General features: G+C 71.6%; 19 protein-coding genes. 8 read left to right on the top strand and 11 right to left on the bottom strand.

Features of this window, described 5'->3' with window-relative positions; translation table 11 throughout:
- The first annotated feature begins 6 nt into the window (after positions 1-6).
- Complete coding sequence (gene rfbC / locus AB0H28_RS04785) at positions 7-615, top strand: dTDP-4-dehydrorhamnose 3,5-epimerase (RefSeq protein ID WP_358034274.1); 609 nt, start codon at positions 7-9, stop codon at positions 613-615.
- Positions 616-698: 83 nt separating this feature from the next.
- On the opposite strand, the gene AB0H28_RS04780 is transcribed toward rfbC, so the two are convergent.
- From AB0H28_RS04780 to AB0H28_RS04750, 7 genes are all read right to left on the bottom strand, one after another.
- A complete protein-coding gene (locus tag AB0H28_RS04780; protein WP_358034272.1) occupies positions 699-959 on the bottom strand; it encodes an acyl carrier protein in 261 nt (86 codons plus the stop codon).
- Between the two features lie 22 nt (positions 960-981).
- Complete coding sequence (locus AB0H28_RS04775) at positions 982-2,241, bottom strand: ketosynthase chain-length factor (RefSeq protein ID WP_358034270.1); 1,260 nt, start codon at positions 2,239-2,241, stop codon at positions 982-984.
- On the bottom strand, positions 2,238-3,506 hold the full coding sequence (locus AB0H28_RS04770; RefSeq protein WP_358034267.1) for a beta-ketoacyl-[acyl-carrier-protein] synthase family protein: 1,269 nt from the start codon (positions 3,504-3,506) through the stop codon (positions 2,238-2,240). The genes AB0H28_RS04775 and AB0H28_RS04770 overlap by 4 nt, the downstream gene beginning before the upstream one ends.
- A gap of 95 nt (positions 3,507-3,601) precedes the next feature.
- Complete coding sequence (locus tag AB0H28_RS04765) at positions 3,602-4,219, bottom strand: flavin reductase family protein (protein WP_358034265.1); 618 nt, start codon at positions 4,217-4,219, stop codon at positions 3,602-3,604.
- 84 nt (positions 4,220-4,303) lie between these two features.
- Positions 4,304-4,981 carry a response regulator transcription factor gene (locus AB0H28_RS04760; protein ID WP_358034263.1) on the bottom strand — a complete coding sequence of 226 codons (678 nt, stop codon included), beginning with the start codon at positions 4,979-4,981 and terminating at the stop codon, positions 4,304-4,306.
- Between the two features lies 1 nt (position 4,982).
- The gene (locus tag AB0H28_RS04755) at positions 4,983-6,032 is read right to left on the bottom strand and encodes an ATP-binding protein (protein WP_358034261.1); all 1,050 of its coding nucleotides are present in this window, start codon (positions 6,030-6,032) and stop codon (positions 4,983-4,985) included.
- 78 nt (positions 6,033-6,110) lie between these two features.
- Positions 6,111-7,046, bottom strand: coding sequence for a UbiA family prenyltransferase (locus AB0H28_RS04750; RefSeq protein ID WP_358034259.1), 936 nt, complete (start codon positions 7,044-7,046; stop codon positions 6,111-6,113).
- 246 nt (positions 7,047-7,292) lie between these two features.
- On the opposite strand from AB0H28_RS04750, the gene AB0H28_RS04745 reads away from it, so the two are divergent.
- The 3 genes from AB0H28_RS04745 (at position 7,293) to AB0H28_RS04735 (ending at position 9,801) form a co-directional block, all read left to right on the top strand.
- Positions 7,293-8,105 carry an AfsR/SARP family transcriptional regulator gene (locus tag AB0H28_RS04745; RefSeq protein WP_358034256.1) on the top strand — a complete coding sequence of 271 codons (813 nt, stop codon included), beginning with the start codon at positions 7,293-7,295 and terminating at the stop codon, positions 8,103-8,105.
- 80 nt (positions 8,106-8,185) lie between these two features.
- On the top strand, positions 8,186-9,064 hold the full coding sequence (locus AB0H28_RS04740; protein ID WP_358034254.1) for an ABC transporter ATP-binding protein: 879 nt from the start codon (positions 8,186-8,188) through the stop codon (positions 9,062-9,064).
- Complete coding sequence (locus AB0H28_RS04735; RefSeq protein ID WP_358034251.1) at positions 9,061-9,801, top strand: ABC transporter permease; 741 nt, start codon at positions 9,061-9,063, stop codon at positions 9,799-9,801. The genes AB0H28_RS04740 and AB0H28_RS04735 overlap by 4 nt, the downstream gene beginning before the upstream one ends.
- Positions 9,802-9,877: 76 nt before the next feature.
- Here the strand turns inward: AB0H28_RS04735 and AB0H28_RS04730 are convergent, their stop codons facing one another.
- On the bottom strand, positions 9,878-10,822 hold the full coding sequence (locus AB0H28_RS04730) for a LysR family transcriptional regulator (RefSeq protein ID WP_358034248.1): 945 nt from the start codon (positions 10,820-10,822) through the stop codon (positions 9,878-9,880).
- A 213-nt stretch (positions 10,823-11,035) separates the two neighbouring features.
- Here AB0H28_RS04730 and AB0H28_RS04725 point away from each other — a divergent pair, with 213 nt between their 5' ends.
- The 3 genes from AB0H28_RS04725 to phoA all read left to right on the top strand — a co-directional run bounded on the left by AB0H28_RS04725 (position 11,036) and on the right by phoA (position 15,069).
- The gene (locus AB0H28_RS04725; protein ID WP_358034245.1) at positions 11,036-11,632 is read left to right on the top strand and encodes a hypothetical protein; all 597 of its coding nucleotides are present in this window, start codon (positions 11,036-11,038) and stop codon (positions 11,630-11,632) included.
- 323 nt (positions 11,633-11,955) lie between these two features.
- Positions 11,956-13,515, top strand: coding sequence for a hypothetical protein (locus AB0H28_RS04720; RefSeq protein WP_358034242.1), 1,560 nt, complete (start codon positions 11,956-11,958; stop codon positions 13,513-13,515).
- A 186-nt stretch (positions 13,516-13,701) separates the two neighbouring features.
- Positions 13,702-15,069, top strand: coding sequence for an alkaline phosphatase (gene phoA / locus AB0H28_RS04715; RefSeq protein WP_358034240.1), 1,368 nt, complete (start codon positions 13,702-13,704; stop codon positions 15,067-15,069).
- Positions 15,070-15,139: 70 nt separating this feature from the next.
- Here phoA and AB0H28_RS04710 read toward each other — a convergent pair whose 3' ends face one another.
- On the bottom strand, positions 15,140-18,229 hold the full coding sequence (locus tag AB0H28_RS04710; protein WP_358034237.1) for a discoidin domain-containing protein: 3,090 nt from the start codon (positions 18,227-18,229) through the stop codon (positions 15,140-15,142).
- Between the two features lie 208 nt (positions 18,230-18,437).
- On the opposite strand from AB0H28_RS04710, the gene AB0H28_RS04705 reads away from it, so the two are divergent.
- On the top strand, positions 18,438-19,853 hold the full coding sequence (locus tag AB0H28_RS04705; protein ID WP_358034235.1) for a beta-1,3-glucanase family protein: 1,416 nt from the start codon (positions 18,438-18,440) through the stop codon (positions 19,851-19,853).
- Between the two features lie 174 nt (positions 19,854-20,027).
- On the opposite strand, the gene AB0H28_RS04700 is transcribed toward AB0H28_RS04705, so the two are convergent.
- The gene (locus AB0H28_RS04700) at positions 20,028-21,206 is read right to left on the bottom strand and encodes a glycosyl hydrolase family 18 protein (RefSeq protein WP_358034232.1); all 1,179 of its coding nucleotides are present in this window, start codon (positions 21,204-21,206) and stop codon (positions 20,028-20,030) included.
- 19 nt (positions 21,207-21,225) lie between these two features.
- Complete coding sequence (locus AB0H28_RS04695; RefSeq protein WP_358034230.1) at positions 21,226-22,494, bottom strand: glycosyl hydrolase family 18 protein; 1,269 nt, start codon at positions 22,492-22,494, stop codon at positions 21,226-21,228.
- Between the last annotated feature and the right edge of the window lie 32 nt (positions 22,495-22,526).

Raw genomic sequence — 22,526 nt, 5'->3', positions numbered from 1 at the left:
CCGGGCATGGAGATCCAACCGTTGTCGGTGCTCGACGCGTACCGGATCGTTCCGAGCAAGCTGACGGACGAGCGCGGCTGCTTCTACGAATCCCTGCGCCGCGACCGCCTGCTGGCGGCCACCGGCCACGCGTTCACCGCACGGCAGGCGAACTTCTCCGTCTCCCGCCGCGGCACGCTGCGCGGCATCCACGGCGTGCGGCTGCCGCCGGGGCAGGCGAAGGTCGTCAACTGCGTCCGGGGCGCGGTGCTGGACATCGTGGTGGACCTGCGGTTGGACTCGCCGACCTTCGGCACGCACGCGGTGAACCGGTTGGACGCCGACGGCGGCGTGGCGGTGTTCGTGGCGGAGGGACTCGGGCACGGCTTCGTGGCGCTGACCGACGACGCCTGCGTGGGATACCTGTGCTCCACCACCTACGTGCCGGGCACCCCGTTGGAGGTGAACCCGCTGGATCCCGAGCTGGCCCTGCCGTGGCAACTCGCCGGGCCACCACTGATGTCCCGCAAGGACGCCGAGGCGCCGGGGCTGGCGGAGGCGATCCGCGCCGGCCTGCTGCCGACGTACGCCCAGTGCCGTGCGGTGTACGACCGGCAGCGCGCGGCGCGGCACTGAGGGCCGGCGCGTCCGGTGCCGGGCGGCAGCCACCGCGGGCCGGGAGCGTCACTCCCGGCCCGCCGCTGATAGTCCGAAATTGATCAGTGGGTCTGGGCCAGGAATCGACCGTTCACGAAGGCGACGAACGCCGCCGGGGTGTCGACCTCGGCGACCAGGTCGTCGGGGAGCGACACCCGCAACTCCCGCCCCACCCGAGCGGCGGTCTCCAGCAGGGCCAACGAGTCGTAGCCGAGCTGCTCGAACGGCACCTCCCCGATGTCGCCGTCCAGGCCGGCGCCCTCCTCCTCGCCCGCGCACTCCCGCATGATCCGCTTCAGGTCGTCGATGGTGAACTGGCTCACCGGATGCTCCTCTCCTCGGTGTTCACCGTGCCGGATCCTCGTCCCGGACGGTGTCCAAACGGTCCGTCCCGCCGCCGTCGCGCAGCACCACTGCCGCGTTGAAGCCACCCTGCCCGCGGGCCAGCACCAGCACGGTCCGCACGGGCATCCGGCGGGGCGAGGTGACCAGGTCGATCTGGTGGCCGGGCGCCAGGTCGCCGACGTTCACCGTCGGTGGCACGACGCCGGCCCGCATCGCCAGCAGCGCGGTGGCGACGTCCAGCGCCCCGGCCCCGGCGCCCAGCCGGCCGGTCATCGACTTCGGCGCGGTCACCGGCACCCCGCCCGGGCCGAACAGCTTCTCCAGCGCCTGCGCCTCGGCCAGGTCGGCCCGGGGGCAGGCGGCGGCGTCCGCGAAGACGACGTCGATGTCGTCGGGCAGCACGTCCGCCTGGTCGAGCGCCAGTGCGGCGGCCCGGCTCAGCCCCGACTCCCGGCCGGATCCCGGCGGCGGGTCGAAGGTGGCGGCGTAGCCGCTGATCTCGCCGTACACCCGGGGCGCCCCGCGGCGGCGGGCCGCCGCGGCGTCCTCGACGATGAGCACCGCGCCGCCCTCACCGACCACGCTGCCGCTGGCGTCGGCGCCGAACGGCCGGTACGCGGTGGCGGGGTCCCGCCGCCGGCTGAGCTGACCGCTGGGCAGCTGCGAGACGAGGCCCATCGGGCACAGCGACGAGTCCACGCCCGCGGTGATCACCGCGGGGGTGCCGTCGCGGACCAGCCGCCGGGCATGGCCGACCGCGTCCAGTCCCCCGGCCTGGTCGGTGACCAGCGCGGACGCCGGCCCGCGCAGCTTGTGCCGGATCGAGATCTGTCCGGTGTTGACCGCATAGAACCAGGAGAACGACATGTACGCGCTGACCGTCGCCGGGCCCTCGGTCCACAGCTTCTGCAGCTCACGCTGGCCGAACTCGAAGCCGCCGGCGGAGGCGGAGGTGACCACGCCGAAGTCGAAGTCACGCCGGTCGTCCACGGTCAGTTCCGCATCGGCGAGCGCCCACTCGGTGGCCACGAGCGCCAGTTGGGTCATCCGGTCGGTCTGCGGGATCAACCGGCTCGGCAGGTGGCTCCTCGGGTCGAAGTCGGCGATCTCGCCGGCCAGCCGGACCGGGTAGGTGCCCGCGTCGAACCGACTGATCGGTCCGATGGCCGACCGGCCCGCGACCGTCGCCGCCCAGTGGGCCTCGGCGCCCACCCCGGTCGGCGCCAGCACCCCGACGCCGGTGACGACCGCCCGGCTCACCGGGCCACCGCCTCGGGCCGGGAGAGCACCATGGCGCTCTGGAAGCCGCCGAAGCCGCTGCCCACGTTGAGGGCCACGTCCACGGTCCACTGCCTCGCGTGCAGGGGCACGTAGTCCAGATCCAGCTCCGGGTCCTGTTCGTGCAGGTTGGCGGTGGGCGGGACCATCCCGTGGGTGATGGCCAACGCGCAGGCGGCGGTCTCGATGGCGCCGATGGCGCCCAGTGAGTGGCCGACCATCGACTTGATCGAGCTGGCCGGCGTCCGGTAGGCGTGCTCGCCCAGGCTGCGCTTGACCGCGGCCGTCTCGTGCCGGTCGTTCTGCTTGGTGCCGGTGCCGTGCATGCTGACCCAGCCGACCTGCTCCGGCCGCACCCGGGCGCGGTCCAGCACGACCCGGATGGCCTCGGCCATCTCCCGCCCGTCGGCCTGCAGCCCGGTCATGTGGAAGGCGTTGGCCCGGGTGGCGACGGCATCGATGGTGGCGTAGATCCGGGCGCCGCGGCGCCGGGCGTGTCCCAGTTCCTCCAGGACGAACATCGCGGCGCCCTCGCCCAGCACGAACCCGTTGCGGCTGACGTCGTACGGGCGCAGCGCGTGCTCCGGGTCGTCGTTGTGCGCGGAGGTCGCCTTGATGGCGTCGAAGCAGGCCACCGTGATCGGTGCGATGGGCGCCTCGGTGCCACCGGCGATGACGACGTCCGCCTCGTCGTCGCGGATGAGCTGGCAGGCGTATCCGATGGCGTCGATGCCGGCCGTGCAGCCGTCGGAGACCAGCGACACCGGGCCTTCGGCGCCGACCTCCCAGGCCACCTCGGCGGCAAGCGAGCTGGGGACGAAGTAGTCGTACAGGTGGGGTACGGCGTACTCGTGATCGACGTGCCAGCGCCGGCCGCCGTCGGAGAGAACGAGGTACTCGTTCTCCAGGTTGATGGTGCAGCCGACCGCGCTGCCCACCGTCACGCCGGTCCGGGTGGCTGCGACCTCGCCCGGGGACAGGCCGGAGTCGGCCAGGCACTCGCGGGTGCAGACGACGGCGAACTGGGCCGCCCGGTCCATCCGGCGGATCTCCTGCGGGCTCAGACCGTGCGCGGTCGGGTCGAAGTCGCACTCGGCGGCCATCCGGGACCGGAACGACGCGGGGTCGAAGGTGGTGATGGTACGGGTGGCGCTGCGCCCAGACAGGATGCGGTTCCAGAAGGCATCGGTGCCGATGCCGCCCGGAGCGATGACGCCGATCCCGGTTATCGCGACACGTCGGGTCATGCCGTCTCCTCTTCTCGTCCTGCGCCGATGGTGCCGACCGGTGCTGGGGGCGGCTTCGAGCCGGACTGGAGGGCCGCCCCGGGTCGGCCGCGCCGTCACTGCTCCGGCGTGAACCGGCCGTACCGGCCCTGGTGATGCAGCAGCGGAGCGCCGGGCCGGTGGTGCTCCGCGGCGACCAGCAACCCGACGACCAGGAAGTGGTCGCCGAGCGGCACGATCCGGTGCCGGTGACACACCAGGTGCGCGGCGGCCCCGTCCAACAACGGCAGTCCGTGCCGCCCGCGACGCCAGCGGCTCAGCGCGAAGCGGTCCACGTCGCGGCGCGCGAAGAGGGCGGCCGTCTCCGCCTGGGTGTCGGCCAGCACGTTGACCGCGAAGTGGCCGGCGGCGCACAGCGTCGACCGGCTGCCGGCCGCGCGGTCGACGCAGAACGACACCAACGGCGGCGACTGGCTGACGGAGGTGAACGAACTGGCCGTCATCCCGGTCGGGCCGGCGGCGGCGGTGACCACCACGACGCCGCTCGCGCAGCGGGCCAGCGCCCTGCGGAACTCGTCGGGGCGCAGGCCGCCGGGCTCGGCGGCGTCGGGTCCCGCGCTGCCGCCGGGCTCGGCGGCGTCGGGTCCCGCGCGCCGGTCGGGCCCGTGCTCGGGTGGTCGCTGCCGAGGCGGGACGGGCCGGACGGTGTCGCCGGTGAGCTCGTCGATGAACACGCCGCCTCCCTCCGCCGGCCGGTCCAGCCGTCGCCGGCACGCCCATCCTGGCCGCCGCGGCTATAGGACCGGTGGAGGATGCGGTCAGGGGTGCCGGCCGCCCTCCCCGTGACCCCCCGGCCGGGGCGCGCTGATCAGCTCGGCCAGCAGCGCCTTGTTCACCGCGTCGATCCGGGACACCGCACCCAACTTGGCGAAGATGTTGCTCAGGTGGCGCTTCACGGTGGCCTCGGTCACCTGCAGCCGGGAGGCGATCTGGGCGTTGGTCAGGGCCTGGGCGGCCAACTCCAGCACGTCGATCTCCCGGGCGGACAGTCCGGGATCGGCGGGCGCGGCGCGGATGCGGGCCAGGCTCTGCCGGGAGACGCCCAGGATGATGCGGTCGTCCTGGCGACGCACGGCGCGCACGGCGGAGACCAGTTCCTCCCGGCGGGCGCTCTTGAGCAGGTAGCCCCGGATGCCGAGGCCCAGCAGCCGCTGCAGGAGGTGCGGCCCGTCGTACATGCTGAGGATGAGGATCTGCGACTCGGGGGCGACCTCGCGCATCCGCTGGATCGTGGTCACCACGTCGTCACCGATGATCTCCACGTCGAGCAGGACGACGTGCGGGCGCAACTCGGCGACCACGGCCACCGCCGAGGCGCTGTCGCCGGCCTCGCCCACCACCGTCAGGTCGGGTTCGACCTCAAGGATGCCGCGGATGCCCTCCCGCACCAGCATGTGGTCGTCCACCAGCACCAGACGGGTCGGATCCTGGTCCATGTCACGCCTCCCCCAGTGGCACCAGCAACTCGACGAGGGTGCCCCGCCCCGGGGCGCTGGTGATGGTGAGGGTGCCGTCGAGCAGCGCCGCCCGTTCCCGCATCGACGCGATCCCGGCCCGGGAGCGGGGCACGCCGCGCGGGTCGAAGCCGAGACCGTCGTCGCGGACGATGCTGCGCAGCTCGTCGGGGGTGACGTCGACCCGCACCAGCAGCTGGCCGGCCCGGGCGTGCGCCACGACGTTCCGGACCGCCTCGCGCAGGATGAGCAGCAGTTCGTTGCGCACCTGGGGCGGAGCCCAGTGTTCGTCCCCGTTGACTTCGATGTGCGCTTCCAGCTCCGGGCGCTGCACCGAGTCGAGGAAGCGCTCGATCTCCTTCTCCAGGCCGTCCAGCGGCTCGTCGACCCGCAGGTTCGAGATCACGTCGCGCACCGCGTCGAGGGTCTCGCGCAACGCCTCGTACGCCACGCCCACCCGGGCCGCCGCGCGGACCGGCTGGCGCTCCCGATGGAGGTTGAACAGTTCCAGGTTGCGGTACGCCACGGTGACGCCGAAGCCGATCCGGTCGTGCACCTCCCGGCTGATCCGGCGTCGTTCCTCCACGTGCGCGCTGTGCAGGCGGTTGAGCAGGAAGCCGCCGTAGGCGTCGGCGGCCTGGCCGAGCGCCCGGACCAGCACGGTGTTCATCGTCAGCGCGACCAGCAGGGTCAACTCGGACCGGTCGGGGCGGTCCCCGAGGTGCGCACCGATGGTGCGCAGCAGCACGTCGAACAGGATGCCGGCCGCCCGTACCGAGTCGCCCGGGTGGAAACCCTGGGCGGCCCGGGTCGCGCCGATGTCGCTGGCGAGGGTCCGTCGGGCGGTCTCCTGGTGCTCTCCGTCGAGTTCGGCCAGCAGGTCGTCCAGCAGGTGCCGGGCGTGCGCGACGATCTGCTCCCGGGAGTCGTCGCTGCGAAACAGCGGGCTGTCCTGTTTGACAAGACGGCGCTCGAACGAGGCCACGATGTCCGGAATTGCCGCCCTCAGGTAGGACGCCAGCGCCTCAGACACGCCCTCCCGATGTCTTTCGGCCAACGCCGGTCTCCTCGCCCGCAGTGTTGCGAATGCGATGAGGCTAGCGGCGCGCTCTCACCAGAGCAATATCGAACCAGTAATCAGAAGGACACCATTAACCGCATATTGGGTTGCCATAAAAGCGCGGTACGGTAGCCGCCGTCGGCGGCGACTTCCCTGCGAAGCGGGGCTGCGGGCGAGCCCCGCCACCACGCCCGCGCCGAGCAGCATCGTGCCCGCCGGCCAGAGCAGCGCGGGCGCGAACAGCGCTGCGGCGACGGGGAAGGCGAGGCCGATGGCGAGGGCGTTGCCGGCCACCAGCCGACGGGCGCGGGCGTCACCCTTGACCAGAGCGGTCGTCCGGCAGCCGGCCGCGGCGTCTCCGGTGGTGTCGGAGAAGTCCTTGGCCAGCGCCCCGACCAGACCCATCCATAGAGACATGGTTACCGCAAATATGGTCAGGTCGAGGTTTATCTGCAATTTCCCATAGCTGCTGGCACCGGCGACGAAGGTCAACAGACCGCATATGATCACGGTGGCGCCGGCCGCCAGGGACGAACGCTTGAGCCGCACCGGTGGTGCGCAGTAGGCGTAGCCGAGCAGCAACGACACGCCGACGAGCACCGGGTACGGACTGCCGAGCAGGAGGGCGCCGACCAGCGCGGCCAGCCCACAACCCGCGGACACCACGGCGGCGAAACGGCGGGAGAGCGCGCCGGCGGCGATCGGACGGACCGAGGAGTTGAGCCGGTCCTCCACGACGTCCATCACGCCGTCGAACAGGTACGCGGACACCACCGCCAGTTCCCACACGGTGCCGGCGAGGGCCATCCGTCCGAGCGGGAGCCGGAGTCCGACCGGGCGGATCAACACGAAGCCGGCGACGAAGCGCAGCAGAAAGATCAACTGAACACAGGGGCGCGCCTCCACCAGGCAGGCCACGAGGTTCCGCGGCAGGGAGGAGACCGTCCGTCTGACAGCCTGCGCATGAAGTGACACGTCAACCGACATGCCCCAACCGTAGGGGCCCCACCCGTGCGGTCAACGTTTATACATCGAAAGTTGTAGTCATCACTCCCACCCCCGGCACCACGACCTACATCTATGCGATGCGACCACCTCACCCTCCGTATGATTTTCCTTGAGCAGTTGAAGAAAACGACCCTAGTGTATGAGTTCAGAACAGCCCACCGTGGCGCCACAACGGATCATCCTCGGTGCTCGCAGCCATAACCATTAATCCGGAGGAAATGGTCAATGCTCGACTTCAAGGTTCTCGGTCCGCTCCAGGTCATCGATTCGCAGCGGGTGTGCACGCCCACGGCGCCGAAGGTTCGACAGGTGCTCGCCCTGCTGTTGCTGCGCGCCAATCAGGTCGTTCCGGTCGACGCGCTCATCGAGGAACTGTGGGGTGAGGCGCCGCCGCAGAGCGCCATCACCACCGCACAGACCTACATCTACCAACTCCGCCGGTCCTTCGGCCGTTCGACGGTCACCGCCGGACGCGACGACTGGCTGATCACCACCCCGCCGGGCTATCTGATGTACGCCACCGCCCAGCAGGTCGACGCCAACGCCTTCCACGCCCTGTCGCGGCAGGGCCGGCAACTCCTCGACGGCGGCCGTACCGAGGAAGCCGCCGCCGTGCTGCGGCGCGCCCTGGACCTGTGGTCGGGCCCCGGCCTCGCCAACGTGCTGACCGGCCGGCACCTGCAGGCGCACGCCGTCCACCTGGAGGAGGAACGGCTGCGCACCCTGGAACTGCGGATCCTGGCCGACGCCGAGCTGGGCCGGCACCACGAGCTGATCGGTGAGCTGCGTGGCCTGGTGGCCGCCCACCCGCTCAACGAGTGGTTCCACGGTCAGTTGATCGCCGCGCTCAGCCGGTGCGGGCGACGCAGCGAGGCGCTGCACGCCTACCAGCACCTGCGCGCCGTGCTCAGCGAGCAGCTCGGCTTGGACCCGCAGCCGGAGCTGCAGCAACTGCAACGCGAGGTGCTCACCTCGGGCGCCCCCGAGGCGCCGGTCTTCGGCCTGCGGCTGCGGCCGTCGCTCGCCGCCGCCTCGTGACGGGTGGGCGCGCGAGCCGGCGAGGCGGAGCAGACCTGACCGACCGCCACCGGCCACATCCCGCCCTGGCGCTGACCGGGGTGGCCTACCGGTACGGGCAGCTCCGCGCCGTCGACCAGCTCGACCTGCGGGTCGCCCCCGGCGAGGTGCTGGCACTGCTCGGCCCCAACGGCGCCGGCAAGTCCACCACCATCAACCTGCTGCTCGGGTTGCTCCCACCGCAGACCGGCACCGTGGAGGTCTTCGGTGGTCGCCCGGCGCTGGCCGTCGCGGCCGGGCGCCTCGGCGCCATGCTGCAGGAGAACCAGTTGCTGCCCCGGGTCCGGGTGGCCGAACTGCTGGGCTTCGCCCGGGGGTTGTACCCGGATCCGATGCCGTTGGACGAGGTGCTCGACCTGGCGCACCTGACCGGCGTCGCCGGCCGGATGACCGAGGCGCTCTCCGGCGGCCAGCAGCAGCGCGTGCGGTTCGCCCTGGCCGTGATCGGTCAGCCCGACCTGCTGGTGCTGGACGAGCCGACGGCGGCGCTGGACGTGGCGGCCCGGCGGGACCTGTGGGCGGCCATGCGCCGGTACGTGGCGCGGGGCAGGACCCTGGTCTTCTCCACCCACTACCTGGCCGAGGCGGACGAGAACGCCGATCGGATCGTCGTGCTCGCCGGTGGGCGCAAGATCGCTGACGGCTCCCCCGCGGAAATCAAGCGCCGGGTGCCCGGCCGGGCGATCACCATCCGCCTGCCCGGTGCCGCTGTGTCGCCGGCGGCGCTGCTCGCGCTGCCGGGGGTGGTCGCCGTCGACCTGGCCGGCGACCGGGCCCAGCTGTCCTCGACCGACTCGGACGCGACGGTCCTGGCACTGGCCCGGCAGGGGCTCGTGCGCGGCCTGGAGGTCGTCGGCGCCAACCTCGAAGACGCCTTCCTGGCACTCACCGGCAACGCGAAGGGGAGCCCCCCGGCATGATGGGCTATCTGCGACTGGAACTACGGCGCACCCTCCGCGCCCCGGGGTTTCTGATCTTCACCATCGTCATGCCGCTGGTGATGTACCTGATCTTCACGAATCTGGGCGCGGTGACCGGTCAGGGGGACGCCGGGGACGCCGCGCTCTACGCGATGATCAGCATCGGCGGTTTCGGGGCGATCGGCGCCCTGCTCAACTACGGGTCGAGCATCGTCGCCGACCGCTCCAGCGGCTGGCTGCGGCACCTGCGGCTGACGCCCCTGTCGCCACTGCGGGTGGTGCTGGGCAAGGCGCTCACCGGGATGCTGCTGGCGCTGCCGCCGGTGGTCGCGCTCTGTGTCGCCGCGGCGACGGTCAACGGGGTACGCCTGCACCCGGCGCAGTGGTTCGCCATCGTCCCGATGCTGTGGCTCGGCTCGGCGCCGTTCGTGCTGCTCGGGCTCGGCATCGGCTACCTGTGCACCGCGCAGACCGTGCAGCCGGCGAACTTCCTGGCCTACTTCGGCTTCTCCCTGCTGGGTGGGCTGTGGCTGCCGCTGCCGACGTTTCCGGACTGGCTGCGCGTGATCGGGCGGCTCACCCCCACCCACGGCTACGCGGACCTCCCACTGCGGGTGGTGGACTTCAACGACAGCCCGACCACTGTCGACGTCCTGGTGCTGGGCGGGTGGTTCGCCGTCTTCGCCGTGTTCGCCGTCTACGCCTACCGCCGCTCGGCGGCCCGCCGGGACGCGTGATCGCCGACGCCACCGGGCACGCCCCGCACCGCGGAACGCCCCTCCGCAGGCCGCGAAGGCGGGCACACCGGGAGCCTCAGTCGGGCTCGCCGACGGCGGACCAGGTCCACCCTTCTCGAGCCACCCAGTGTCGGTAGGCGGGCACCCGCTGACCGTGACTGTGGTAGAGAGCCGAGGTGGCCGCGGCGACCGTCGGCGCGACGGCGTGGGCCCGGTCGTCGGCGTGTCGCCACGCCAGGTACAGGTGTCGGCGCGTGGGCAGCCCCAGGTCCAGCGCGGTGATCCCGTCACGGCTGCGCACCAGGGGCGAACAGAGGGTCACCGCCTTGAGGTCGCGAAGCGCGGGCACGACCTCGTCGGCGCTCACCGCCAGCACGTGGGGTTCGAAACCACCGACGCGGCGGCACGTCCGGATCACGAAATCGGCGAGATCCGCCGGGTCGGTCAGGACGAGCCACACCTCGGCACTGAAGTCCGCCAGGGTCACCGTCGCCCGGTTGAGCGGGTGCCGGGCGTCCAGCGCGACGAAGGCGGGCTCGGCGAAGAGTGGGCGACGAGTGACGCCCGGCTGGGCACTGTCGGTCGACCGCCGGCAGTCGTAGCCGACCAGCAGGTCCAACTGGCCGGCGGAGAGCTGGATCAGTCCGGGTTCCGGAGCGACGGTTCGCACCTGGCTGCAGACCCGGCCGTCACTCGCCTCCGCGATGGCGTCGGCCAGCTCCCACGTGGTCCAGGCGCTTCGCAGGCAACCCACCCGCACCACCCCGCCTTCGCGGGCCGCGGTGAGGGCCCGCTCCGCGGCCGCCAGCGCCGCCCGGGCCTCGGGCAGGAACGCCTCGCCTGCCGTGGTCAGCCGCACACCGTCGGGCAGCCGCCGGAACAGATCATGCCCCACCAGCTTCTCCAGCTTCCTGATCTGGACGCTGAGGGTGGGTTGACTGACGTGCAGTCGCTGGGCGGCCCGACCGAACCCGCCTTCCTCGGCGAGCGCGACGGCGTAGCGAAGATGCCGGAGCTCCATAGCCGACAACTATGGCACACATAGTAGAACGTCATTGGACTGGCCAGTTGCCCTCTGCTGTACTCGACACGGGAGCAGTGGCGATTATTGCGCGGCAATTCTGCGCCTCGTCCGGCGGACTCTCCCGACACTCATCCCACCCCAAAGGAGTTGAGGTCCGTGAACCCCACAGGTCGATGGAAGAGGCGCACATCGCGGTGCGCTGCGCTGCTCGTGACACTGATCGCTTTTGGTCTGCTTCCGGGCAACCCGGCCAGCGCCGGCCCCCAGCACTCGACGTTGTTTCAGCCCAGCTGCAGCTTCGACAGCTACAGCAAATACAACTGCAGCCGGAGAGCGGAGGCCTGGAATTCGAACAGCACCGACCCGAACTCGGTCGGGCCGGTCGGCGCCTTCCAGTCGATGACCGTTTACTACTCCCCCAACCGCTCGAATCCCCAGCACATGACCTACGTGGACACCTACGCGTACGTCCGGAGTTCGGGCACCACCAACCCTTACCAGAGACTACGGATGGAACAGACCATCAAGGCTCTCGACACGTTCGGAGTCCGGGTCAACGTCTCCTGGCAGGGAATCAGCGTGAACACGACGGATCCGGTCTATGTCTCGAATCAAGCTGTGTTCATGTCGATGACCCGGCAGAACTCCGGCGGCGGCAGCGGCTACATGTCACGGTACGGGGATTTCGCGTTCACTGAGAACGTCCTCGTCTATGCCATCGAAATGGCCACTACCGCGACCATCGAATATCCCTCGGGCAACACCACCTACCGGTTGCTGAGCCAGGTGCCGCTGACCGACCACTAAGGCGTGACGGCTTGGCCGAACGGTCGGCCGGCGGCGCTCCGGATCCGATTCCGCCCGGGTCGGAGGGCAGGACCGATCGGCAGGAGCGGGAACGTCGGATGCCGGGAGGCCGACCGGGCCTCCCGGCACCACCGCCTCCCCCGCGACGCCGGAGAGCGGGCAGGTTCCCCCACCGCCTGCTTGCCCGCACCATCCTCGAACGATTGGGAGGGGTCATGCCCGCTCGCCGTTTCCGCCTGCTGCTGGCGGCCGGAGTCATTTTGATCATTCTCGCCGGCTGCACCTCGCCGCCCTCGCCTGCGGTCCGGGTCGGTGTTCCGGTCATGACCACGAGGGAGCTGGATCAAATTGCGGTACGCGCCACCGACCTGATCTATCCGGGCCGCGCCTATCCGCTGGTCGCTGCTCCGGTCGACGCCGATCCCGTCCTGTACGCCGACGCGGTCCGCGTGCTCGCGCACGCCGGTGAGCTGTCGCCCGCCGACCGTGACCGGGCGTCGCAGCTGCTCGGCCGGTGGTGGCCGAAGCACGCGGACGGGTTCCGCTGGCTTGCGCTCACCCGAGCGCTGACCTCGGTCGACGGGCTTGATCAGATAGGCGCCGACCGGGTCACCCCCGCGCTCGCCTGGGTTCGCGCCACGCTCGCGACCTCCGACGCGGGCAGACTTCGCGAGGTGACCGTAGCCGCACAACTCGCCGACGAGCTGCTGCGGGCACGACCAGACGTCTCCGGGACAGCGGATCTCGGCGCCTCCGTGGCGGACGCGGCGCACCGGTTCAGCTGTGCGAAGGTCACGTCCGCCCTGGACGCGGCAGCCGCCGCGATGCTCGCGACCACCGCACACCAACCGTGCCAGGTGCCGGCGACCGTACGGGACCCCCTCGAAGACCTGCTCCGGCATCCGGAGCGGACCACCGGTCTGCAGCAACGGATCGGCGTGGTCGCCACCGCGTCTGCGCTGGTCACGGTCGGAGCGGCAAACCGCGCGGACTTCCTCGCGATGGGTGGTGACCTGCTCTCCGCACTGGGACGACCCGAGCACCGACGGGGCTCGGATGCCGGACAGGCCGCGGTCATCACGGTCGCCGATGCGATAGCGGCGGTCGGTGCCGGCTACGCGCTGCCTGCGGCCCAGACGGAGAACTTACGCCGGATCATACGCTCGGAGTCCCGCCTGCCCGATGCGGTCGGCCAGGCCGACCCGACAGACACCGCGCTCGCCGCGGATCTGCTGCGCCGCCTGGGACGCCCGGCACCCGGGCCGGTCGACTGGGGTGCGCCGCTCACCCTGCCGGAGCGCACGGTGCTGGCCCTGGCACTGGACAGACGTGAACTGCCCTCCCGGCAGGCGACGACCCTCGGGGCGCAGGCCACACCCCTACCGCTCACGGCACTGGGATACGTCGCCACCGCCTACCCGGGGCTCTGCCTGCCACAGGCACGTGACCTGCGCCGGAGCATCGGAGCCGGGGAGGACGTCGCGGCCTGGTCCAGCGTCCGGTTGTTCCACGCGGCCCTGCTCGTCTCGGCCACCGCCCGCTGCGGAGCCGCCGGTCAGCGACGTCTGACTGACGCCCTGACCGCAGCCGCCGACGGCATGCTCGCACGTTCAGGGACCGAGCAGCTGGGACCGGTCGCCCCGTCGACCGTTCCCACCATCGTCAACCTCTGGTATCTGGCCGAGACGCAGTGCCTACTCGGCCGGACCTCCCCGCAGCTACCGACCGTCGACGAGCTACGACAACTCGTGCATCGCGAGATCGGCACCGACCGGATCAACCCGGACACCACGGTGCGGCATCTCTACGCCGCCCTTCGCCTCACCGAACTGGTCTCTCGGCCCGGATCCTGTTCCCGGGTCTGGTGGCGGGCGGATCAGTGAGACATCGGTGGACCACAGTCCGCCCGCCTTGGCACAGCCCCCGCCCGCGCATCGCGCCGTTTGCCGGAATGTCGCCGCCTGCTCATCCGCCGTAGGTGGTCTGCGGCGCGACGAGGGCGTGGGGTGGTGGAGATCCCGCGTCCGTCGAGATCCGACCGACGCCACCCCCCGACTTGGGAGTGTCACGTGCAGTTCTCTCGTGCCCGCCGCGCCGCGGCGGTGACCGCGGTCGCGCTGATGGCGGTCGCCGCGCCGGCCGCCGCCGTTGCGACGAGCAAGTACCAGGACCACACCCGCGACGCACGTCAGGCCATCCAGGGCGGCCAGGCCCGCAACGTCATCCTGCTGATCGGCGACGGGATGGGCGACTCCGAGATCACCATCGCCCGCAACTACCTCAAGGGCGCGGCCGGGACCCTCAACCTGGACCGGTTGCCGCTGACCGGCGCCATGACCACCTACTCGGTGGAGAAGGACAACCCGAAGCTGCCGGACTACGTGCCGGACTCGGCGGCGACCGGGACCGCCTGGGCGACCGGCCGCAAGAGCTACGACGGGGCGATCTCCGTCCTGCCGAACGGTAAGCCCGTGCCGACGATCCTCGAACTGGCCAAGCGGGCCGGCTACCGCACCGGCGACGTCTCCACCGCCGAGGTGCAGGACGCCACCCCGGCCGTGCTCGGCGCGCACGTGACCGAGCGCGACTGCAAGGGCCCGGTCGAGACGTTGGCGAAGTGCCCGGCCAACGCGAAGGAGAACGGCGGCGCCGGCTCGATCGCGGAGCAGCTCGTGCAGACCCGCCCCGACGTGCTGCTGGGCGGCGGCAAGAAGTACTTCGACCAGACCGTGGGCGCCGGCCGGTTCCAGGGGCTGACCGTGCTGCAACAGGCGCAGGTCGCCGGCTACCAGGTGGTGACCGACGCGGCCGGGCTCGCCGCCGCCGACCACCGCCGGCCGATCCTGGGCGCCTTCGCCGCCGGCAACATGGACCTGGAGTACGTCGGCCCGACGCCGACGGCCGACAACACCGACCCGAGCCGGTGCGAGGTCAACCCGGCGCGCTCGGCCGCCCAGCCGCACCTCGCCGACATGGCCAAGACCGCCATCCAGGCGCTGGACCGGCAGTCGCGGGGCGACCGTAAGGGTTTCTTCCTGCAGATCGAGGGCGCCTCCATCGACAAGCAGGACCACGCCGCCAACCCCTGCGGCCAGATCGGCGAGACGGCGGGCTTCGACGCCGCGGTCGGTGAGGCCCTGCGGTACCAGCGTTCGCACCCCGACACCCTGGTGGTCGTCACGGCCGACCACGCGCACACCAGCCAGATCGTCGAGGCCGGCTCGACCACCCCCGGCGTCACCGCCACGCTGGTGACCGCGGACGGCGCCGACATGACCGTCAGCTACGCCACCACCGCGCTGCCGGGCTCGCAGCAGCACACCGGCAGCGAGGTCCGGATCGCGGCCGGCGGCCCCCAGGCGGCGAACGTCCTCGGCGTCACCGATCAGACCGACCTGTTCCACACCATGGCCCGCGCGCTCGGCGTCGAGCGGTAACCGGACCGGAGGTGAGCGGCGTGGGACGAACTCCGGTTCGTCCCACGCCGCCGTGCCCCGCCCGCGTGCCTCAGAAGCCGGTCAGCCCGGCGCCGTACGGGTAGAGCGGGTTGCCGTACGTCGTCGCCGGTGGCTGGTCGGCGTCGATCGCGGCCCGGATCCGCGACCGTTCGGCCGCGGTCGCGCCCAGGTCGTACGGCAGGTCCCACGCCTCGACGGCGTCGGCCGGGGTGTCGGTGCCGCCCGGACGCAGCACGTCGGACAGGTTGCGGGGCAACTGCCAGGGCAGCCTGCCGCGCGGCTGGTAGTCACCGAAGAGCAGGCCGGCCAGGGCCGGACCCATCTCCTCACCACCGCGGTAGGTGACCACGATCGCGCTGGCCAGGTCCCGCCACTCGGTGATGACGTAGGGCCGCGGCAGGACCAGCGCCACCACCACCGGGATGCCCCGGGCGCGGAACCTCTGGATCACCGCGAGCTGGTCCGGCGGCAGGTAGGGCTGTTCCTTCGGCCAGTTCGTCGCGTGGGTGTAGGACGCCTCGCCGACCGCGACGACCGCCAGCTTGGGGTTCGGGCTGTCGTCCTGGTGGACGGTCACCCCGGCCTGCGCGGCCCGGGCGCGGACCGCGTCCAGGATCGTCTGCGACCCGTACTCGGCGTGGAAGAAGCTCGTCCACACGCAGCAGGAGCCGCCGTCGGCCGCGCGGGGACCGGCGACCACGATGTCGTCACCGGCGGTGAGCCGCACCGGTAGCGTGCCGGCGTCGTTCTTCAGCAGCGTCATCGACTCCCGCGCGGCCTGGTTGGCCAACGCCGCGTACACCGGCTGGTGGAAGCGGTACGGGCCGTTGACCGGATCGCCGTACGGGGCCTCGAAGATGCCGAGTTGGAACTTCACCCGCAGCACCCGCCGGACCGCGTCGTCGATCCGCGACGCCGGCACGTTCGCCACGAAGTCGGCGATCGAGAAGCCGGCCGCGCCCGGGTCGGCGCCACCCATTACGTCGGAGCCGGCCTTCGCCGCGCCGATCCAGGACCCGGAGGGCAGCCAGTCGGTGGTGATCAGGCCCTGGTAGCCGAGATTCTGCCGCAGGTAGGCGAGAATCTTGGCGCTGTCCCCGGCGCCGGGGCCGCCCGGGTCGAGCAGCGAACTGCCCGCGTAGCCGGGCATGATGTTGACCGCGCCCGCCTCCATCGCCGCCCGGAACGGGATCATGTGGTATTTGATCGTCACGTTGTCGTAGACGATCAGCGCCTCGCCGCCCGCGCCCTCGCCCGGCCAGTGCTTGACCGTCGCCAGCACGGAGTGCGGGTTCAGCTCCGGGCCGCCCTGCAGGCCGGCCACCAGGGCGCGGACTTGGGCCGCGGCGACCTGCGCGTTCTCCCCGTTGCCCTCCTGGATACGCGGGTAGATCACCTTGGTGCCGACCTCGGCCAGCGGACCGAGCACGCCGCGGGTGCCGACCTCCAACTGTTCCCGCCGCTGCACGTCGCCGAGCTGGTAGTCCAGCGGGTAGTTCTTCGCGGCGGCGAGCGCGCTCTGCATCGGGTAGGTCGTCTGGTAGCCGTGGATGGTGTCGCCCGCGGAGACGAACGGGATGCCCAGCCGGGTGCCGGCCGAGGCGAGCAGTTGCTGGTGCAGGTCCGCCGCCTGCGCGGGGCCGAAGTGCCACCCCGACCGGGGGTACGCCTGGGCGTTGTAGAAGAGCTGGTACGCCTTCTCCTCGGGCGTCATCCGCGCCAACAGGTCGTCCACCCGGGTCTGGACCGGCAGCCGCCAGTTCTCGTACGGCTCGATGGTCCCGTTGCGGTTGAGGTCGCGGGCGCCGGCGACGACACCGATCCCGTCGGCGACGCTTTCCAGGGTGGGCAGGTAGACGCTGAAGCGGCGGATGGTCGAGGTGACCGGGGTACCGCCGACAGTGGTGACGTACCACCGGTAGGTCCACCGGTCCGGCAGGTCCCAGGTGGGCGTGTAGGACGTGCCGGTCGGCTCGGCGACCTTGGTGTAGAGGTCGAGCAGGTTGCCGGCGGCGGTGAAGTCGTAGTCGGTGCGGCTGATGTTGATCCACACCTGGTAGCGGGTCGCGCCGGGGACCGCCGTCCAGCTCAGCGTGGGTCGGCGGGTGGTGGTGACCATCGCCGCGTCGGCCGGCGCGGTCAGGGTGAACTGGTCGCGGGCCGCCGGCGGGCGGGTGGGGCCGGAGAGCAGCGGCGCGGTGGTGGCGGTGTCGTCGACGCTGCCGTACGCCTGCAACTCCCACAACGAGTATCCGTAGCCGGTGGCCCGGGCCGTGCCGAACAGGCGCAGGTAGCGGCCGGTGCCGCTGACGGTGAGCTGTTCGGTGCCACCGCGACCGGTGGTGGTGGCGTGGATCGTCGTCCAGCTCGACCCGTCGGTCGACGTCTCCAGCCGGTAGCCGGTGGCGTAGGCGGCCTCCCAGACGAGCACCACCCGGTTGATCGTGGCGACGCCGCCGAAGTCGACGCGGAGCCACTGCGGGTCGCTGCCGAACTGGCTCGACCAGCGGGTGGTGCTGCGGCCGTCGAGCGCGGCGGCGGGCGCGTTGCCGCCCTCCCACGAGGACGCCGCGACCGTGCGGAACTCGGAGATCGGCCGGCCGGTGGGCGGCGGGGTGGTGCCGGTGCTGCCGAACACCTTGAACTCCCAGAGCGAGTAGCCGTAGCCGGTGGCCCGTCCCGTCCCGTACATCCGCACGTACCGGCCGGAGCCGGTCACCGCGAGGGTCTGCGTGCCGCCGGCCCCGGCGGTGGTCGAGTAGACGGCGGTCCACGGCCCGGACGCCGCGGGCGCCACCTGGATCTGGAACGCGGTCGCGTAGGCCGCCTCCCAGACGAGCTGCACCTGGTCGATGGTGGCGGTCGCGCCGAGGTCGATCTGGAGCCACTGCGGGTCGGCGAAGGCGCTGGACCACCGGGTGCCGGCGTCGCCGTCGGTGGCCGCGGCGGCCGGCGTCGCCGCGCCCTCGGTCGACGAGGCGGTGGTCGGGCGGCCCTGCGAGATCAGCGGCCCGGCCGCGCCGGCGGCCGGGCCGGGCACGACGAGGTAGGTGGCGAGGAGGGCGAGCAGCGCCAGCGCCACGGCGGCCGGGCGGTGCCGGCGGCGCACGGGGGCGGGCAGCGGTGGGATCGTGGGCATGCGTGGCTCCCGGGTGGTGGTGGCGGGATCGTGCGGAGAGAGCGCCCTCGAATCCAGCGTCATCGACGTTCTTCGTTGAAGTCAACGATGCACGGAAAGTCCGGAAAAGATCATGGGGAGGGGTTTCTCCTTGACAGCGACCGCGGTGCGGGTCCACCCTCGGTGACCGAGAGAGCGCCCTCCGTCGGATCCACCGAAGGAGGCGTCCATGTCCCCCACCCCACCCGTCCCGCGCCGGCTCGCGCCGGACCGCCCCGTCCGTCACCGCCGTCCCGGGCGTCGGTTGCTCGCCGCCGCCGCGACCGCCCTCACCCTGCTCGCCGGCGGCATGCTCGCCGACGCCGCCTCGGCCGACGCCGGCCCGGCGGTCGCCGCCTGCGGCGGCAACGTGGCCGCCGGCCGGCCCGCGGTCGCCTCGTCCGTCGAGAGTGCCGCCTTCCCGGCGTCGGCCGCCGTCGACGGCAACACCGGCACCCGCTGGTCGAGCGCCTTCGCCGACCCGCAGTGGCTGCGCATCGATCTCGGCGCCGCCCAGGACATCTGCCAGGTCACCCTCCGGTGGGAGGCCGCCTACGCCGTCGCCTTCCAACTCCAGACGGCCGCCGCGCCGGACGGGCCCTGGACCACCGTCCACTCCACCACCACCGGCACCGGCGGCACGCAGACCGTCGCGGTCACCGGCACCGGGCGGTACGTGCGGATGTACGGCACCAGGCGGGCCACGCCCTACGGCTACTCGCTCTGGGAGATGGCGGTCGCCACCACCGGCGGCTCGACGCCACCGCCGACCACCCCACCGCCGACCGGCGGCTTCTGGGGCGACACGACGAGCATCCCGCCGGCCCGCAACGTGCTCACCGTCAAGGTGCTCAACCGGACCAACGGCCGCTACCCCGACAGCCAGGTCTACTGGAGCTTCAACGGCCAGACGCACTCCATCGCCGAGCAGCCCTACCTGGACATGCCGGTGAACTCGGCGGGCCGGATGTACTTCCGTCTCGGCTCGCCGAGCAGCCAGTACAGCGACTTCATCGAGTTCACTGTCGGAGCGAACCAGTTCAACGGCAACACCACCCGGGTCGACGGGTTCGCCCTCAAACTGGCGATGCGGCTGCACGCCCGCGACGGCTACGACGTCGCGGTCGGCGAGAACGAGACGACCTTCGCCGAGGACCGCTCGGTGACCTTCCAGCGTTTCGCCGACGCGGTGCCGGCGGAATTCACGCACCTGGCCAGCATCGAGGCGCCCTACCGGATCCCGGCGCCGGGAAGCTCACCGCAGTTCCGGGCCGGCGGCCGGTACGCCGGCTACTTCACCGCGTACGCCAACTCCGTCGGGCTGCCCGCGGCCACGTCGGACATCTTCGGCTGCGCCGGCCGGTTCGCCGGTGACCCGGCCGGCTGCGCGGCGCTGAACCGGCACACCGCGCAGTTGCCCCGGGCGCAGTGGGCGGACCCGAGCCGCTTCTACCAGCAGTCGCCGGCCAACTGGTACGCGAAGTTCTGGCACGATCGCGCCATCGACGGCCGCGCCTACGGCTTCCCGTACGACGACGTCGCCGACCAGTCGTCGTTCGTCTCGCACGGCGACCCGCAGTGGTTGCTCGTCGCCGTGGGCTGGTGAGCCGGTGACGGTTCCGGAACCGGCCGGCCGGTTCCGGAACCGCCGGGTCAGGGCAACGCCTCGAGGAAGGGGCCGCTGCGCGGGGTGTATCCGCCGCAGCTCTGGCCGCGCCGGCGTCGCGGTCCCGTCCGGATGCCGGTGTGGTGTCCGGACGGGACCGCGCCTGGAACAGTCCTAGAAGCCGGCGGAGATCCGGCTGAACTCCCAGTCGTTCTGGGCGATGCCGCTGCAGTTGGAGACCACGCCGCCGCCGGGGCAGCCGCGATCCCGGTTCACCGCCCAGAACGTGAACCGGGCGAGTCCGCTGCTCCTGGCGTAGTCACGGATCCGCGTCCAGGTCGCCGGGCTGGTGACCTCCTGCTGGTCGGACAGGCCGTTCATGCCGGAGATGCCCATGTGCGCGTACGCCGTCTGGTCGTTCCAGCCGAACGTGGACTTCAGCTGGTTCTTCAGGCCCTCGGCGGCGTTGCGGGTGCTGGTGTACATGTCGCTGCCGCCGCCGAAGTCGAACGGCATGATGGTGAAGATGTCCACGTTGGCGTTCAGCGCCCGGGCCTGGTTGATCAGCCGGACGCCGTGCGCGTTGGGTCCGCTCGTGGTCGTGCCGAAGGTCAGGATCGTGGTGACGCCCGGGTTGTTGCGCTTGATGATGCCCAGGGCCCGCACGATGCGGTCGGCGACCGTGTAGTTCTCGAACTCGTCGTAGTTCTCGATGTCGATGTCGATGGCCTTGAGCCCGAAGGTGTTGATGACCTTCTGGTACGCGCCGGCGAGGGCCTCCGGGGTGGAGCAGTTCGGGCCGAGCTTGTTGCCCTGCCAGCCGCCGATCGACGGGACGATGCTCGCGCCGGCCGCCTTGGCCTGGTTGATCCAGGACTCGTGGACGCCGCCGGTCAGGCCGCCCTCACCGTCCCAGACCGGGTTGCAGCCGTTGGCCAGCACGAACGCGATGGTGAACGCGCGTACACCCTGACCGGTGATCGTCGAGGGCGCCGGCGGGTTGCCCCAACCGGGATAGACGTACGGCGCCGCCGCCATCCGACCGGCCGGCGGCGGGTTGGTCGGGCCGGTGGGCGGCGGGGTGGTCGGGGTGGTGCCGCCGCAGGTGCCCTGGTTGGCCCAGACGTCCCACTGGCCGCTGTGCGTGGCCGGGTTCTCGTTCTGGGTCCACCACTTGGCCTGGTAGTTCACGCCCTGGTACGACGCCTGACCGCCGCCGACGTACACCTGAGACGCGGACCAGGCCGGGTAGCAGGCCGTAGCCGCGCTGGAGGTGGACATCGGGACGACGGTGATCGCGGTGGCGGTCACCGTGACGGCGGCCAGGGCCAGGATCTTCTGCCTGAGTTTCATGACGCTCTCCTGCGGGGGTTCAGGGAAGGGTGTTGAGGTGGGGGCGGACGGTGTTGGCGAATCCGTTGCCGTTGGTGACGTCCCAGTTGACCGACCACGTCATGGCGCCACGGATTCCGGGGTAGGTGCGCGGCGGCTTGACGGAGCCGCAGTTGATGCCCTTGGCGAGGCAGTCGAGGGCCTGGTTGACCACCGAGGGGTTGACGTAGCCGCCACCGGCGGCGCTCGGCGCGGCCGGCAGTCCCAGGGACACCTGGTCCGGCCGGAGCCCGTTCTCGAGCTGGATGCAGGCGAGCGCCACCAGGAAGTTGACCGATCCCTGGCCGTACGCGGCGTTGTTGTCGCAGCCGAGCATCGCACCGGAGTTGTAGAACTGGGTGTGCACGACGGTCAGGATGTCCTTGATGCCCAGCGCCAGTTGGAAGTACTGGCTGCCGGTGCTCTGCATGTCGATGGTCTGCGGCGCCATCGTGATGATCAGGTTCGGGTTCGTCCGGTTGCGGATGTCGCGCAGCGCCTGGCCCAGGTACGTCGCGTTGACGCCGTTCTCCAGGTCGATGTCGACGCCGTCGAACCCGTAGGTGGCGATGAGGCCGACGACCGAGTTGGCGAAGTTGGTGGCGGCGGCGGAACTGGCGACCGAGATGGTGCCACGCTCGCCGCCGACCGAGATGACGACCTTCTTGCCCCGCGAGTGCAGGGTGGCGACGTCGTTTCTGAAGTCGGCGTCGGTGTAGCCGCCGAGCGAGGCGCTCAGGCCCGCGTCGATGCTGAAGGAGACCGCGCCGGGCGTGCTCGTCGCGTCGGCGAACGCGACCGCGACCAGGTCGTAGGTGGCCGGGACGTCACGGAGCCGGATCTCCCGGGCCGGGTTGTCGAAGTTCTGCCAGTAGCCGGTGAGGAAGTGCTTCGGTAGCTGACCGTTGCCGGTCGGCGGTGGCGTGGTGGGCGGCGGGGTGGTCGTCGGTGGCGGGGTGGTCGGGGGTCGGGTGGTCGGCGGCGTCGTGGGCGCCGGTGGCGTGGTCGGCGGGATGGTGCCGCCGCAGGCGCCCTGGTTGGCCCAGACGTCCCACTGGCCGCTGTGCGTGGCCGGGTTCTCGTTCTGGGTCCACCACTTGGCCTGGTAGTTCACGCCCTGGTAGGAAGCCTGGCCGCCGCCGACGTACACGGCGGACGACGACCAGGTGGGATGGCAGGCGACGGCCGCGGAGGCGGCGGACGCCAGGTGGACGGTGGTGGCGCCGGCGGCCAGGACGGCGGCCAGGGCAAGGATGGCGGGGCGACGCATGGGGTGGGCCTTCCGGGTCGGGTCGGGACCGG

This window comes from Micromonospora sp. NPDC050980 (assembly GCF_040653835.1).
Taxonomy (GTDB): domain Bacteria; phylum Actinomycetota; class Actinomycetes; order Mycobacteriales; family Micromonosporaceae; genus Micromonospora.
The sequence above is the reverse complement of the archived record's forward strand: the minus strand, read 5'-3'. Positions and strand labels throughout refer to the sequence as shown.

Excerpts from the sequence above, each read along its gene's own strand:
- AB0H28_RS04760 (WP_358034263.1), bottom strand. The coding sequence starts at position 4,981 with ATGGACCAGGATCCGACCCGTCTGGTGCTGGTGGACGACCACATGCTG.
- AB0H28_RS04735 (WP_358034251.1), top strand. The coding sequence starts at position 9,061 with ATGATGGGCTATCTGCGACTGGAACTACGGCGCACCCTCCGCGCCCCG.
- rfbC (WP_358034274.1), top strand. The coding sequence starts at position 7 with ATGGAGATCCAACCGTTGTCGGTGCTCGACGCGTACCGGATCGTTCCG.
- AB0H28_RS04770 (WP_358034267.1), bottom strand. The coding sequence starts at position 3,506 with ATGACCCGACGTGTCGCGATAACCGGGATCGGCGTCATCGCTCCGGGC.
- AB0H28_RS04695 (WP_358034230.1), bottom strand. The coding sequence starts at position 22,494 with ATGCGTCGCCCCGCCATCCTTGCCCTGGCCGCCGTCCTGGCCGCCGGC.
- AB0H28_RS04700 (WP_358034232.1), bottom strand. The coding sequence starts at position 21,206 with ATGAAACTCAGGCAGAAGATCCTGGCCCTGGCCGCCGTCACGGTGACC.
- AB0H28_RS04720 (WP_358034242.1), top strand. The coding sequence starts at position 11,956 with ATGACCACGAGGGAGCTGGATCAAATTGCGGTACGCGCCACCGACCTG.
- AB0H28_RS04710 (WP_358034237.1), bottom strand. The coding sequence starts at position 18,229 with ATGCCCACGATCCCACCGCTGCCCGCCCCCGTGCGCCGCCGGCACCGC.
- AB0H28_RS04705 (WP_358034235.1), top strand. The coding sequence starts at position 18,438 with ATGTCCCCCACCCCACCCGTCCCGCGCCGGCTCGCGCCGGACCGCCCC.
- AB0H28_RS04730 (WP_358034248.1), bottom strand. The coding sequence starts at position 10,822 with ATGGAGCTCCGGCATCTTCGCTACGCCGTCGCGCTCGCCGAGGAAGGC.
- AB0H28_RS04745 (WP_358034256.1), top strand. The coding sequence starts at position 7,293 with ATGCTCGACTTCAAGGTTCTCGGTCCGCTCCAGGTCATCGATTCGCAG.
- AB0H28_RS04750 (WP_358034259.1), bottom strand. The coding sequence starts at position 7,046 with ATGTCGGTTGACGTGTCACTTCATGCGCAGGCTGTCAGACGGACGGTC.